Below are 12,623 nucleotides of genomic sequence, written 5' to 3'. Positions count from 1 at the left end.
GCGATGTGAATCAGAGTCCTTCGACGCCAACCAGGCGGGCCGAACTGCAGGCGTCCCGGATGCTTTTCAATCCCTGATAGGTCGGACCGTTATAGAACGCCTCCCAGGCGGCGACGGAGGGAAATTCCAGCAGCACAATCCGGCGCGGCTCCCAGTCCCCTTCGTAGACCTTGTGGGGGCCGCCGCGCGCCAGATATCTGGCGCCGGCCGCTTCCAGCGCCGGCTTCACGCCCGACATGAACGCCTGGTATTGCGTGGCGTCCCTGATTTCGACATCGAAGATCACGTAAGCAGGCATTCCATTTTTCTCCCTGTTTTGCGGGCAGCTTAGCGGCGAGCGCGGCGGTTCGAAAGCCGTCCGGACCATGTCCGCATTTGCCTGGTTTCACTGGTTTTGCTACCGCCTGCCGTCTGCTAACGAGTACGGCAGAGCCGGCATCGTCAAGTGCCGGCGTTCAGCAATGGAGGCGCGAGCAATGATTGAAACAATTGGCATCATCGGGGCGGGAACGATGGGTAACGGCATCGCGCAGGTCTGCGCGGCGGCCGGGCTGAAGGTGACGATGATCGACATCTCGGATGCCGCCGTGGCGCGGGGGATGGCGACGCTGACCGGCAGCCTCGAGCGCCTCGTCAACAAGCAGAAGATGACCGATGCCGACCGGCAGGCCGCGTTGGCGCGCATCACCGCGACGACGGACAATTCAAAGCTTGCCAATTGCGACCTCGTGATCGAGGCCGCGACCGAGCGGGAGGATTTGAAAATCAAGATCCTCAAGGACCTCTGCGCGACGCTGAACCCGCGCGCAATCGTCGCGACCAACACTTCCTCAATTTCGATCACCAAACTCGCTGCCGCAACCGACCGTCCGGACCGCTTCATCGGCATGCACTTCTTCAATCCGGTGCCGCTGATGGCGCTGCTGGAGTTGATCCGCGGTTTGCAGACGTCCGACGACACCCACGCCCTGGCTGAAGAATTTGCAAAGCGCGTCGGCAAGGTGCCTATCACGGCGAAAAACAGCCCGGGCTTTGCGGTCAACCGCATCCTGTGCCCGATGATCAACGAGGCGATCTTTGCGCTGCAGGAAGGCATCGCCACCGCCGAGGACCTCGACGCCGGCATGAAGCTTGGCTGCAACCACCCGATCGGTCCGCTGGCGCTGGCCGACATGGTCGGCCTCGACACCATGCTGTCGGTCATGGAGGTGTTCTATGAAGGCTTCAACGACCCGAAATACCGGCCCGCGCCGCTGCTGAAGGAAATGGTCGCCGCCGGCCATCTCGGCCGCAAGACCGGCAAGGGATTCTATAATTACGGCAAGTCGGCTTAGAGCGGGACGAGATATGATCGAATCGCTTCGACGATGGCGGTGCGCCCCCTCTCCCGCTTGCGGGGGAGGGTTGGGGGTGGGGGTCTATCCACGACGAGTCATCGTGTGGAGAGAGCCCCCACCCGCAAGCGGGAGAGGTGACACTGGGCCCGCGGCCCAATCAACCCAAACACTCTAAAACTCCGAATGTCCCTGCGGATCGACCAGCCGGTTGATCCGTTGCGCCGCGGCCATCGCGAACCGCACCGTCATCAGTTTACGGGTCGGCGCGGCCAGGCGATGCTCGGGCGCCTCGCAGTGCAGATGGGCGCCATAGGCATCGGCAACGATCAGACCGGTACCCTCGGGGAAAATCTCGCACGGCAGATCCTGCGTGAAGGCAAAGAACAGCCGGTCGCAATGCATCCGGTAGTCCTGCCATTTCTGGTCAGCGCGCAAATCCTCCACCGACGACTTGATCTCGACGATCCAGATCTCGCTTTTCTCGTTCAGCGCCACCAGATCGGCGCGCCGGCCGGACGGCAAAGGCAACTCACTGATGCAGGCAAAACCCAGTGTTCGTAGCATTCTGGCGGTGCCGCGCGCGATCGCGAGCGCGGTCTCCGACTGGCGACGGTCCGGCGGCGGTACGAGGCTGACCTGGCGGGCGGGCGATTCCATGCCCCTTAATCTATCCGATTCCGCGGCGGTCGCCATCCGGGCGGCGGCGCGGAATGCGCCCCAAATTCGTACCCAAGGCGCCTTGATTTGGACCACACGCCACCGCGAAGCCGAGGGAACCTGGGTTCCGAGGGACGGAACACATGGAGGAGAGAAACCATGAAGCAACGCTTCAGGGATCACGGCATCACGCTTCGCTCGCTCGCATTCGCTCTCGCTACGCTGCCCCTTTCCGCCGGCCTGTCGCAGGCCATCGCCAAGCCCACGGTCGAAGTCGCGTTCGTTTTGGACACCACGGGCTCAATGGGCGGCCTGATCGAAGGCGCCAAGCGCAAGATCTGGTCGATCGCGACCGCAATCGTCGATTCCAATCCCGACGCCGAGATCCGTATGGGCCTCGTCGCCTACCGCGACATCGGCGATGACTACGTCACCAGGAAGGTCGAACTCACCCGCGACATCCAGGATCTCTACGCCAATCTCCTGGAGCTGAAGGCCCGTGGCGGCGGCGACTGGCCGGAAAGCGTCAACGAGGCGCTCGATGTCGCCGTCAACAAGATGCAATGGACCGACGGCGGTGACGTCAGGCGGATCGTGTTCCTGGTCGGCGACGCGCCGCCGCACATGGACTACGCGCAGGACACCAAATATCCGGTGACGCTGAAGGTGGCGAAGCAGAAGGACATCATCGTCAACGCGGTGCTCGCCGGCAACGCCGCCGACACCGAGCGGGTGTGGCGCGACATCGCCCAGAACGGCAATGGCCGCTTCATTCCGATCCCGCAGGATGGCGGACAGGTGGTCGTGATCGAAACGCCGTATGACGAGGACATCATCATCCTGCAGCGGGAGATCAACGGCACCGTGATCCCCTATGGACCGCGCGTGTTGCAGAAGCGCACCGAGGACAAGACAAAGCAGCTGTCGCAGGTGGCGGCGGCGGCGCCGGCACAGGCCTCCGAGATGGCGAGCTTCATCAACAAGCGTTCCAAGGCGACGTCGGAAGCCGTCACCGGCGACGGCGATCTGGTCGCCGACGTTTCGGCCGGCCGCAGCAGCTTTTCCTCGATCAAGGAGGAAGACCTGCCGGACAATCTGCGCGCGATGAAGCCCGAGCAGCGCGTCGACGAAGTCAACAAGCAGATGAACCAGCGCAAGGCGCTCAACGAGAAACTCGGCGCATTGGTTGCGAAGCGCGACAAATATGTCGCCGATGCGCGCGCCAAGGCACCGCCGAAGGCGTCATCGTTCGACCGCGTGGTCGAGGATACGCTGAAGGCGCAGATCAAGCGGTAAGGCCGGCGCCTTAAACCTTCGCGCGTCGTCGCGGTCTGGTGCGCAATCGCACCGGGCCGGGATGGCCGGGTTGGCTCCCGATATGTCGGCCGCAAAGGCCGCTGCCGCGGCGCCGCGACGATTTGACCGGTGGCCGGTTCCGGCCCGGAAGCACGATTCGCTCGACCCTGCCCCCGATAGACTTGCGAATAGACTTGGGATCGTTGGCTCGCCCGGCTATCGTGACTCGCAGGGGGTAGAGCTCGTGGTCGAGTTCAGTTTTTTCTCGAACTCTTCGGGCTTGAGCGTGGCAGAGATTGCCACGCTCACTGGAGCAAACCCGTGTGCGGGCGCCGACCTGTCGCGCGTCATCACCGGCATCGCGCCGATCGACCTCGCCGGCGCTGGTGATCTGACCTTTGTCAAAGACGCACAATATGCCGAAGCGCTCGCCACCAGCCGAGCCGGCGCCGTCCTGACCACCGAACGGTTCGCCCACCAGGCCCCTGCCGGGGTCGTCACATTGAACGTTCGCAAGCCCTATGAGGCCTTCGTCACTGTCGCACGCCAAATGTATGGCAACGCGCTGCGTCCGGTCTCGGCGTTCGGCACGGAGGGTATCGCGCCGAGCGCGGTGGTGCATCCCACGGCGCAGATCGGACCTGACGTTACGATCGATCCGTTCGCGGTGATCGGGCCCTCCGTCAAGATCGGCGCCGGCTCGCTGATCGCCGCGCACGCCATGATCGGCGAACGGGTTCAGATCGGGACCGACTGCGCCATCGGCGCCGGCAGCACCATCACCCACGCCCAAGTGGGAGACCGGGTGGTGATCCACCCCGGGTGCCATATCGGCCAGGATGGCTTCGGCTACGTGTCGGACGGCAAGGGACATATCAAGATTCCGCAGATCGGGCGCGTCGTCATTCACAACGACGTCGAGGTCGGATCGGGCACCAAGATCGACCGCGGCGGATTGCGCGACACCGTCATCGGCGAAGGAACCAAGATCGATAATCTGTGCCAGATCGGGCACAACTGCATGATCGGCCGCCATTGCATCATCGTTGCCCAATCGGGCTTGAGCGGCAGCGTCACCATCGAGGATTTCGTCGTACTGGGACCGCGCACCGGCATCATCCCGCACATCACCGTCGGCAAGGGCGCGATGCTGCTTTCGAGGTCCACGGTTTATGACAACGTCCCCGCCGGCGCGGTTTGGGGCGGCTTTCCCGCCCAGCCCAGACGGCAGTGGCTGCGCGAAATATTGGCGCTGCGGAACCTGACGGCACGCCGTGGTCGAGCCAAGACCTAATCGGTCGCCGGCAGTCCTTGCTCGCCGTATGCGCAAATCTTCTACAAATCTTTTCCGAATCTTTTCCTTGGCGAGACGCCAAAAATCGGCAATCTGCCGCCATGACCCAGGAAAACCAGCACCAAAATCAAGACCAGAATGAAACTCCGCCGAAGGCCGGCGCGATCATCGTTCCGGTGACGCTGTTCGAGCAGAACTGCACCATCATCTGGCACGAACCTTCGAAGAAGGCCGTGGTGATCGACCCCGGCGGGGACGTGCCAAAAATCCAGGCCGCGATCCAGCAGACCGGCGTCACGGTCGAGAAGATCTGGCTGACGCACGGCCATATCGACCATGTCGGCGGTGCGGCCGAATTGCGCGACGCGCTGGGTGTGAAGATCGAAGGGCCGCACATCGCCGACAAATATCTGCTCGACAATGTCGTCTCGAGCGGCGAGCGCTTCGGCATGACCGGCGTGCGCAATTTCGGGCCCGACCGTTGGCTCGACGAAGGCGATCAGGTCTCGATCGGCGATCTGACCTTCGACATCCTGCACTGCCCCGGCCATTCGCCGGGCAGCGTGGTGTTCTACAACAAGGAATTGCGCTTCGCCCATGTCGGCGACGTCTTGTTCGCAGGCTCCGTCGGGCGCACCGATCTGCCCGGCGGCAGCCATGCGACGCTGATCAGCTCGATCAAGGAAAAGCTGCTGCCGCTCGGCGACGATGTCGGCTTCGTCTGCGGCCATGGCGCCGGCTCCAGCATCGGCCAGGAGCGGATGACCAATCCGTTCCTCACCGGCGAGATGTGAACACGCAACTAATTGCGTGAGGCTGCGCTATTTCATCAGGCCCGCGGCGGTCAGCGCGCGGGTGATGACTTCACTGACATCAATGCCGCGGCGGCGCGGAGACTGCGCCCGCTTGGCGTGGTGAACCCGCGTCGGGCGCGGCGACAACACCGTGGCCAGATCCGGTTCGGGTGCAGGCACCGGAACCGTCATCGCGATGACGCCGGCGCGTTCGCGCGAGATTCCCGTCGGGTCGGCCGGAGTGGTCTTGGAAACGGCCTTTGAAGCCGCATGAGGCACTGTCCTGGGTTGACGAATTTGGTCGGTCAGGCCGAAGAAATTCGCAATGTGATAGGACGACGAGATGCCTGCCTCGATCAGGAAGGCACCTTGTTCGCCATAGCGCTCGTCATTGTCGGTCGCGCCAAGCGGCGTGCCATGGGCCATATCGGTGATGGTGTAGGATTCGACAACGGTCTCACCGTCGGCGTTCCACCAGACCTGACGCGGATAGCCGTCGACATCGCCCGTCGACATCGGCGCAAGCGGTAATTGATGCACATCGAGCCACTGCTTGACGATCTCATCCGCATTGCCCGGGCTCACCGTGCGATCGGCGCTGCCGTGCCACACCGACAATTTCGGCCACGGGCCTTTGTGCCTTGACGCGTTACGCACGAGGTCGCCCAATTCGGCCGCGGGGCGCTGCGGCGACTGCATCATGCCGCTCAACGCTTCACGCACATTGCCGGCAATGCCGTATGGCAGGCCGGCTATGACGGCGCCGCCCGCGAACACGTCCGGATAGGTCGCGAGCATCACCGAGGTCATGGCGCCACCGGCGGAGAGCCCGGTCACATAGATGCGGCGTGAATCGATTTTGTGATCGCCGACCATGCGCGCGATCATTTGCCGGATCGACCCGGCTTCACCACCATCGCGCGAAATGTCTTCCGGATTAAACCAGTTGAAACAGGTGTTGCCGTTGTTCGATGCCTGTTGTTCGGGCATCAACAATACAAAGCCGTAACGCTCCGCAAGCGTCGACCAGCCGGCGCCGCGATCGTAGCCGGCCGCGGTCTGGCCGCAGCCGTGCAGCACGACGACCAGCGCAGGCGCGCGCGGGAGGTGTTCAGGTACGAATGAAAACATCCGGAGCGCGCCCGGATTCGAGCCGAAATCGTTAATTTCGACCAGGGGGCTGTGCACAATGCTCCGGCCATACCCCGGCAAGCCATTGAAGGCACTCAGCTTAGGAAGATGGCGGAGAAAGTCGACGTTTTTGGTGAGTGACAACTGGCAGCTCCTGGAGGTGATCGTCCATACAACGTCACCTCAACCAGATAGTTGCTGCAGTGCAAAATAAAAAGACCGTGCACTGTCGGTCCCCAGAATTGAATTTTCGTTATCGACGTTAATTTGTCATCCCATGGTCGCGCGCCGCATCCATGTCAGGAATGCGGCACATGCCATGATCGACAATGCGAACAGTGCGCACGCGACAAGAAGCGCCGGTCGCGCCGCGCCCGCGGCTTCGATCGCAAAGAACAGCGCGCCGATCGCGGCAACACCGGCAGCGTTGGCGATCTGCGCCATGGTGCCGTACATGCCAGAGCCCGCCCCGGCGCTCGAAGGCTTCACGGTCGAGAGCACCGCGCTCGACAACGGCGCCATGACCAATCCCTGGCCGTAGCCGAAGATCGTCAGCACCAACGCCAGCACAATGGCTGATGGCGCGTTGACCCATTCGATAACAGCTGCCAGCGCGGCAAGACCTGCGAGCTGCACCGCGCAGCCTTCGATCAGCACCAGCGTGCTGCGATGCTTTGCGCGCACGCCGCTGTGGCGCGAAGCGATCACAAAGGTCAGCGCCAGCGGGATGAAGACGAGCCCGGCCTGCAGCGGCGGAATCTGCAACGCCTTTTGCATGAACATGGTCATGACCAGATAGAACGACAGATTGGCGAAGAAGAAAAAGAACACGGCTGATAGCCCGCGCATGAACGCGGGGTCCGACAACAGCGACAGATCGATCAGCGGCATGCCGCCCTTTTGCGCGACGAAGCGTTCGAGTTGCAGGAACGCGGCGATGATGGCGACGCCGGCGGCCATCACCAGCCAGACCCAAGGCGACCATTGCAAATCATGGCCGAACAGCAGGGGACCGATCAGGCACAGCAGGCCGACAAACAGCACGGCCGCGCCAGGAATATCCAGCCGTGTGCCGGCGCGGCGCGGCACGGTCGGCATCAGCCGCAAAGCGGCGGCGATGATGACCGCGCCAAACGGCACGTTGACGAAAAACACCGCGCGCCAGCCGAGGCCGGCGAGATCTGACGTCACCAGAATGCCGCCGAGGAGAAAACCGGCAGCTCCCGCCAGCCCCAGCACGATGCCGTAGATGGCAAAGGCGCGGTCGCGCGAGCTATCGGCAAACAGCAGATGAATGGTCGCAAGCACCTGCGGCACCATCAGCGCCGCGGTGGCACCCTGCGCCAGCCGCGCCAGGATGAGTTCGGGACCGGACTGCGCGAGCCCGCACCACAGCGAGGTGACGGTGAAGCCGAACACACCCGATATGAACACGTTGCGCGTGCCGTAGATGTCGCCAAGCCGGCCGCCGGTGACCACCAGCGTGGCGTAGGCGATCAGATAGACCGCGATCACGGCCTCGATCTGCGCTGCGCTCGCCTGCAGTTCGGCCGCAATGGTCGGGATCGCGACGTTGACGATGAAGGCGTCGACCCCGAACATGAATTGCGCGGATACCACGATCGCGAGCACCCACCAGCGGCGCCAGGAATCGACGGAGTTTTCGACGGGGTTTGTGACGATCTGGTGCATTGGCAGCGGCCTGTCCGAAATCTGTTGCACGCATCCGTTACAGCTTTCGGTCATGCGAGCGATTACCCCGGAGGTAAAGCTCCGGGGGATTTGGCCCGATTGCTGCATGGCGATTGAGGCTTCCTGCAGCTTTTTCAGGCGCTTGTGCGTTCGGGACGGCCTAGATGTACGACTATGACATGCTGGTGATCGGGTCCGGCCCTTCCGGGCGCCGCGCCGCCGTGCAATTCGCCAAGCTCGGCAAATCGGTGCTGGTGGTGGAAAAGGGCCGCCGGGTCGGCGGCGTTTCCGTCCATACCGGCACCATCCCCTCCAAAACCCTGCGCGAGACCGTGCTCAACCTGTCCGGCTGGCGCGAGCGGGGCTTTTACGGCCGCTCCTACCGGGTCAAACAGGACATCGCCGCCCGGGACCTGATCGTGCGGCTGCAGAAGACGCTCGATCACGAGGTCGAGGTGCTCGAACATCAGTTCAGCCGCAATCTGGTGCGCACCGCCGCCGGCGAAGGCCGTTTTGTCGGCCCGCATCAGATCGAAGTGACGGCGGCGAACGGCGAAACCCGCACTGTGACGGCCGCCCACATCCTGATTGCCTGCGGCACGCGGCCGTTCCGTCCCGATTACGTACCGTTCGACGGCAAGACCGTGTTCGACTCTGACGAGATCATCGACCTGCCGAAACTGCCGCGCAGCCTCGCCGTGATCGGCGCCGGCGTGATCGGGGTCGAATACGCCACCATCTTCTCCGCGCTCGACGTTGCAGTGACCCTGATCGAGCCGCGCCCGACGTTTCTGGATTTCATCGACAAGGAACTGATCGAGGAATTCATGCACGAGCTGCGCGACCGCAATGTCGCATTGCGCCTCGGCTCCGCGGTGAACTCGATCGAACACAGCGCGGGCGGCGGCATCCAGACCAAACTCGCCGATGGCCGCGTCGTGATGTCGGAGATGCTGCTGTTCGCGGCGGGACGCGTCGGCGCCACCGACCGGCTCAATCTCGGCTCGGCCGGGATCGAAGTCGATCATCGCGGCCGCATCACGGTCGATCCATTGACGCTGCAAACCTGCGTGCCGCATATCTACGCTGCCGGCGACGTGATCGGATTTCCGAGCCTGGCCTCGACCTCGATGGAGCAAGGCCGCGTCGCGGCCTGCCATGCGCTCGGCATGGAGCCGCTGGCGCCGCCGGAATTCTTCCCCTACGGCATCTATTCGGTGCCGGAGATTTCGACCACCGGGCTGACGGAAGAAGAAGTTCGGACGCGCGGCATTCCCTATGAGGTCGGCGTCGCGCGGTTTCGCGAGACCTCGCGCGGCCACATCATGGGGCTGAACAGCGGCATGATGAAGATGATCTTCTCGACCAAGACCCGCCGCCTGCTCGGCGTGCATATCCTCGGCGAAGGCGCCACCGAACTGATCCATATCGGCCAGGCCGTGCTCAACCTCAAAGGCACGATCGACTATTTCATCCAGAACACTTTTAATTACCCGACGCTGGCGGAAGCCTACAAGATCGCCGGGCTTGATGCGTGGAACAGGATGACGCGGTAGGGCTGTTTCGCGGCGCTCCGACTGGCGCCCAGAACACGCTCACTTCGCCATGGCGTCCTGGATTTTCCTGCACGTCATCCCGACCGTGTAAACGTGGATGCTCTCGACGACACAATGATCGGGCCGCAACTCCAGAAGACCACCCGACGTTCTGGCGTTGAGCTCCTGCGAGGTCCGCACGACGATGCACGGATACTCACGGGCGAGCTGATCGTAGCTGTGCGCTATGAAATTCCGGAGCAGGATATTGCGGTAGAAATTGTGATCCAGCAACGGCTCCTTGAAAGCCCGCGCATAGGCTTCCGAGAAGCTGGCTATCATTTTCGGGGTGCCGAGTGTCATGTCCGCGCCGTGGTTCAACCCGTTCTCGGGCGCGCGCACGAACATGCTGGAGACATTGGCGCAGGTCGGCGCGGCGGAGACGACGGCTTGCGACAGCCTGGCGCCGGTCCGGTTGAGGCCGCTCCATGTCACCGCTTCGTCCTTGAGCCTAATCAGGCTCGTGGAAAGAAGGGCGATGCAAATCAATCCTGCCGCGCCGGCAAGCAGGCGTGGCGACAGCGCGGGCCACAGTCTTCGCATCTCGATGACGCTCAGCACGAGAACGCCGCCCGTCAGCGTCCATGACGCAACCATGTAATGCAGGTTGAAATGCTTGGACGTCGCGAGCAGCTGCGCCGCAAAGGCGACGAAACACGCCAGCAGCGTCAGGCTGACCGGATTCAGGTAATCGCGGCTGGTCAACATTCGCGCCAGTGCAACGCACCCGCCAAGGACGAACACCGCTGAGATCAGAGGGCTCGCCGCGATGATCCGGGCCATGTTCGACCAGAACAGGTTGAAGTCGATGAAGCCCGGCTCGCCGGCGCCGTAGATGCCCTTGTGCGTTGCGATACTCACAAGCCAATGGAATCCGCTCGTGAAGACGTACGGATTCAATATCCTGTTGAAGACAAAAAATCCGAACGCACCGACCAACGTCGCCAGCACATACGCCCGCCAGCTCCGCAGCAGCGCCACGGAAAGAATAGCCAGCGGCGCATACAGATATTTGGACGACAGTCCGAGTGCGAACACGAGGCCTTGCGCAACGCCGAGACCTGCGGTCGGCGGCTCCCGGCCGAGCGCCGACTTGAGCACCAGCCCGGTTCCCAGAACGACACATGAAATCATCAGGCTTTCGGGGGTCAGCATCAGTTCGAAGTGCATCAACTCGAAATGGACGAATGGCCCGACCTGAAACAGAACAGCGGCAATCGCGCTTCGCGTCACGCGCTGCACCATGAGGCCGGAGGCCAGCAAGGCCAGCGACATCAGCAGGGCCTCGACGGCCCGCGACGCGTGGATGAATGCGTCGTAGTTCTTCAGCCCGAATTCGATGATGTCGGAACGGCCGCTGATGAATGCATAGAGTTTCATGACGATCCCGCCGAGCAGGATCGTCGTCGTGCCGGGATGATCGTTCTTCATCATGGGATAGCCCGCCGCCCAGGCAAGGCCGTTCATCGCATAAGCAGACTCGGGATCGACCTGACGCCCCCACGGCGCCATGTATGCCGAATAGGTCAGGGCGACGATCAGGTAGAGCAGCGGCAATGCCAATACGGCGTATCGTGCCCATGCGCGCTCGGTGGATTCGTCGGGAAAGTAGCCCATGGCTTGGTCTAGCTTAGGCGCCCGACGACTTCAAATTTGCCGTGAACGCGAATCCCCTGGCCCGCGACCAAGCACCATTACCGGTCCGCGCAAGGGATGATCTATGGAATTCGTGTCGAAGCTTCTCCTTGCGCCGATGGCCGCAGTGCTCGTCGTTTCATTCACTGGCAGCGCGTCGGCAACAAAACCGTGGCCGCCGGGCATGCAGACGCCGGTACCGGTCGCGGAAGAAGGCCAGACCCCGCCCGCACGCGCGCCCCGGCAGATATTTCCGGAAAACCGCGTCCAGCCGCTGACGCCGGAGATCGAGCAGTCGCTCATTCCAAAGGACAGTTTCAAGGAATGCGATGTCTGTCCTGAAATGGTGGTGGTGCCGAAGGGCTCGTTCATGATGGGCACGCCCGCGGATGAGCCGGACCGTTTCAAGGGCGAGGACCCCATTCATCGCGTCAGTCTTGCAAAACCGTTCGCGGTCGGCCGCTTCACCATTTCGTTCGACGAATGGGACGCCTGTCTCGCCGACGGCGGCTGCGGCCGCGACAAGGGCGACGACAAGGGTTTTGGCCGCGGCCGCATGCCGGCGCAGGGCATCAATTTCGTGGCCGCGAAATCCTATCTGGCGTGGTTGTCGAAGAAGGTCGGCCGCACCTACCGGCTGCCGAGCGAACCCGAGCGCGAATATTTCACCCGCGCCGGCACCTCGACGCCGTTCTGGTTCGGCAACACCATCACCGCGCAGAACGCCAATTACAAAGCATCGATCCCCTATGGCGCCGGGCCGCGCGGTGCTGACAGCAAGGGACCCGCGGTGGTGGACTCCTATCCGCCCAACCCGTTCGGTCTGTATCAGGTGCACGGCAACGTGTTCGAATGGACCGAGGACTGCTTCAACAAACGCTACAACGAAGATACGCCGGTCGACGGCTCGCCCTGGCTCGAGGGCAATTGCGAGCGGCGCATGCTGCGCGGCGGCACCTGGGACTGGATGGCCAACATGGTTCGCGCGGGCTATCGCGAAAACGGCATCGTCGACGGCGGCGGCTACAGTTTTCGCGTGGTGCGCTCGCTGAACGTGCCGGTGCAGTGAGGAAAGGGTGATCAGCCCCACCCATCGAGATGGATCGGTCATGAAATAACAGGCGACGCCGCTGAGTACGGCGCCGCCTGCGGGTAGCTGATTCATTGGAAGCTGGAGAGAAGAGCCCGGCTC

Annotated in this window: 11 protein-coding genes; 6 read left to right on the top strand and 5 right to left on the bottom strand. The window is 62.9% G+C overall.

The annotated features are described in order from the left end of the window. Positions 1–10: 10 nt before the first annotated feature. On the bottom strand, positions 11–298 hold the full coding sequence (locus JQ567_RS11645) for a DUF1330 domain-containing protein (protein WP_212438943.1): 288 nt from the start codon (positions 296–298) through the stop codon (positions 11–13). Positions 299–476: 178 nt separating this feature from the next. On the opposite strand from JQ567_RS11645, the gene JQ567_RS11640 reads away from it, so the two are divergent. Beyond that, on the top strand, positions 477–1,334 hold the full coding sequence (locus JQ567_RS11640) for a 3-hydroxybutyryl-CoA dehydrogenase (protein WP_192736366.1): 858 nt from the start codon (positions 477–479) through the stop codon (positions 1,332–1,334). A 174-nt stretch (positions 1,335–1,508) separates the two neighbouring features. Here the strand turns inward: JQ567_RS11640 and JQ567_RS11635 are convergent, their stop codons facing one another. Continuing rightward, positions 1,509–1,994: an MmcB family DNA repair protein gene (locus JQ567_RS11635; protein WP_212438942.1), complete on the bottom strand. Its 486-nt coding sequence runs from the start codon at positions 1,992–1,994 to the stop codon at positions 1,509–1,511. A gap of 159 nt (positions 1,995–2,153) precedes the next feature. On the opposite strand from JQ567_RS11635, the gene JQ567_RS11630 reads away from it, so the two are divergent. From JQ567_RS11630 to JQ567_RS11620, 3 genes are all read left to right on the top strand, one after another. Next, a complete protein-coding gene (locus tag JQ567_RS11630) occupies positions 2,154–3,290 on the top strand; it encodes a VWA domain-containing protein (RefSeq protein WP_212438941.1) in 1,137 nt (378 codons plus the stop codon). A gap of 244 nt (positions 3,291–3,534) precedes the next feature. Then, positions 3,535–4,584: a UDP-3-O-(3-hydroxymyristoyl)glucosamine N-acyltransferase gene (gene lpxD, locus JQ567_RS11625; protein WP_212438940.1), complete on the top strand. Its 1,050-nt coding sequence runs from the start codon at positions 3,535–3,537 to the stop codon at positions 4,582–4,584. 101 nt (positions 4,585–4,685) lie between these two features. Next, positions 4,686–5,378, top strand: a complete 693-nt coding sequence (locus tag JQ567_RS11620) for an MBL fold metallo-hydrolase (RefSeq protein WP_212438939.1) — start codon at positions 4,686–4,688, stop codon at positions 5,376–5,378. A gap of 27 nt (positions 5,379–5,405) precedes the next feature. On the opposite strand, the gene JQ567_RS11615 is transcribed toward JQ567_RS11620, so the two are convergent. Together JQ567_RS11615 and JQ567_RS11610 are read right to left on the bottom strand one after the other, a co-directional pair. Further along, positions 5,406–6,653 (bottom strand): PHB depolymerase family esterase, encoded by a 1,248-nt coding sequence (locus tag JQ567_RS11615; protein ID WP_212438938.1) that lies wholly within the window; start codon positions 6,651–6,653, stop codon positions 5,406–5,408. Positions 6,654–6,779: 126 nt separating this feature from the next. Beyond that, positions 6,780–8,201, bottom strand: a complete 1,422-nt coding sequence (locus JQ567_RS11610; protein WP_212438937.1) for an MFS transporter — start codon at positions 8,199–8,201, stop codon at positions 6,780–6,782. A 164-nt stretch (positions 8,202–8,365) separates the two neighbouring features. Between JQ567_RS11610 and sthA the strand changes: the two genes are divergently transcribed. Next, the gene (gene sthA / locus JQ567_RS11605) at positions 8,366–9,757 is read left to right on the top strand and encodes a Si-specific NAD(P)(+) transhydrogenase (protein WP_212438936.1); all 1,392 of its coding nucleotides are present in this window, start codon (positions 8,366–8,368) and stop codon (positions 9,755–9,757) included. 39 nt (positions 9,758–9,796) lie between these two features. Here the strand turns inward: sthA and JQ567_RS11600 are convergent, their stop codons facing one another. Further along, entirely contained in the window at positions 9,797–11,413 is a 1,617-nt protein-coding gene (locus JQ567_RS11600; RefSeq protein ID WP_212438935.1) for a hypothetical protein, read from the bottom strand. A 103-nt stretch (positions 11,414–11,516) separates the two neighbouring features. On the opposite strand from JQ567_RS11600, the gene JQ567_RS11595 reads away from it, so the two are divergent. After that, positions 11,517–12,500 (top strand): formylglycine-generating enzyme family protein, encoded by a 984-nt coding sequence (locus JQ567_RS11595; protein WP_212438934.1) that lies wholly within the window; start codon positions 11,517–11,519, stop codon positions 12,498–12,500. Positions 12,501–12,623 lie beyond the last annotated feature (123 nt).

The organism is Bradyrhizobium sp. AUGA SZCCT0431, assembly GCF_018131065.1.
Taxonomy (GTDB): Bacteria; Pseudomonadota; Alphaproteobacteria; order Rhizobiales; family Xanthobacteraceae; genus Bradyrhizobium.
The sequence above is the reverse complement of the archived record's forward strand: the minus strand, read 5'-3'. Positions and strand labels throughout refer to the sequence as shown.

What these genes read in the sequence shown, in the direction of transcription:
- JQ567_RS11645 (WP_212438943.1), bottom strand. Translation starts at nt 298, where the DNA reads ATGCCTGCTTACGTGATCTTCGATGTCGAAATCAGGGACGCCACGCAA.
- JQ567_RS11640 (WP_192736366.1), top strand. Translation starts at nt 477, where the DNA reads ATGATTGAAACAATTGGCATCATCGGGGCGGGAACGATGGGTAACGGC.
- JQ567_RS11635 (WP_212438942.1), bottom strand. Translation starts at nt 1,994, where the DNA reads ATGGAATCGCCCGCCCGCCAGGTCAGCCTCGTACCGCCGCCGGACCGT.
- JQ567_RS11630 (WP_212438941.1), top strand. Translation starts at nt 2,154, where the DNA reads ATGAAGCAACGCTTCAGGGATCACGGCATCACGCTTCGCTCGCTCGCA.
- JQ567_RS11620 (WP_212438939.1), top strand. Translation starts at nt 4,686, where the DNA reads ATGACCCAGGAAAACCAGCACCAAAATCAAGACCAGAATGAAACTCCG.
- JQ567_RS11610 (WP_212438937.1), bottom strand. Translation starts at nt 8,201, where the DNA reads ATGCACCAGATCGTCACAAACCCCGTCGAAAACTCCGTCGATTCCTGG.
- sthA (WP_212438936.1), top strand. Translation starts at nt 8,366, where the DNA reads ATGTACGACTATGACATGCTGGTGATCGGGTCCGGCCCTTCCGGGCGC.
- JQ567_RS11600 (WP_212438935.1), bottom strand. Translation starts at nt 11,413, where the DNA reads ATGGGCTACTTTCCCGACGAATCCACCGAGCGCGCATGGGCACGATAC.
- JQ567_RS11595 (WP_212438934.1), top strand. Translation starts at nt 11,517, where the DNA reads ATGGAATTCGTGTCGAAGCTTCTCCTTGCGCCGATGGCCGCAGTGCTC.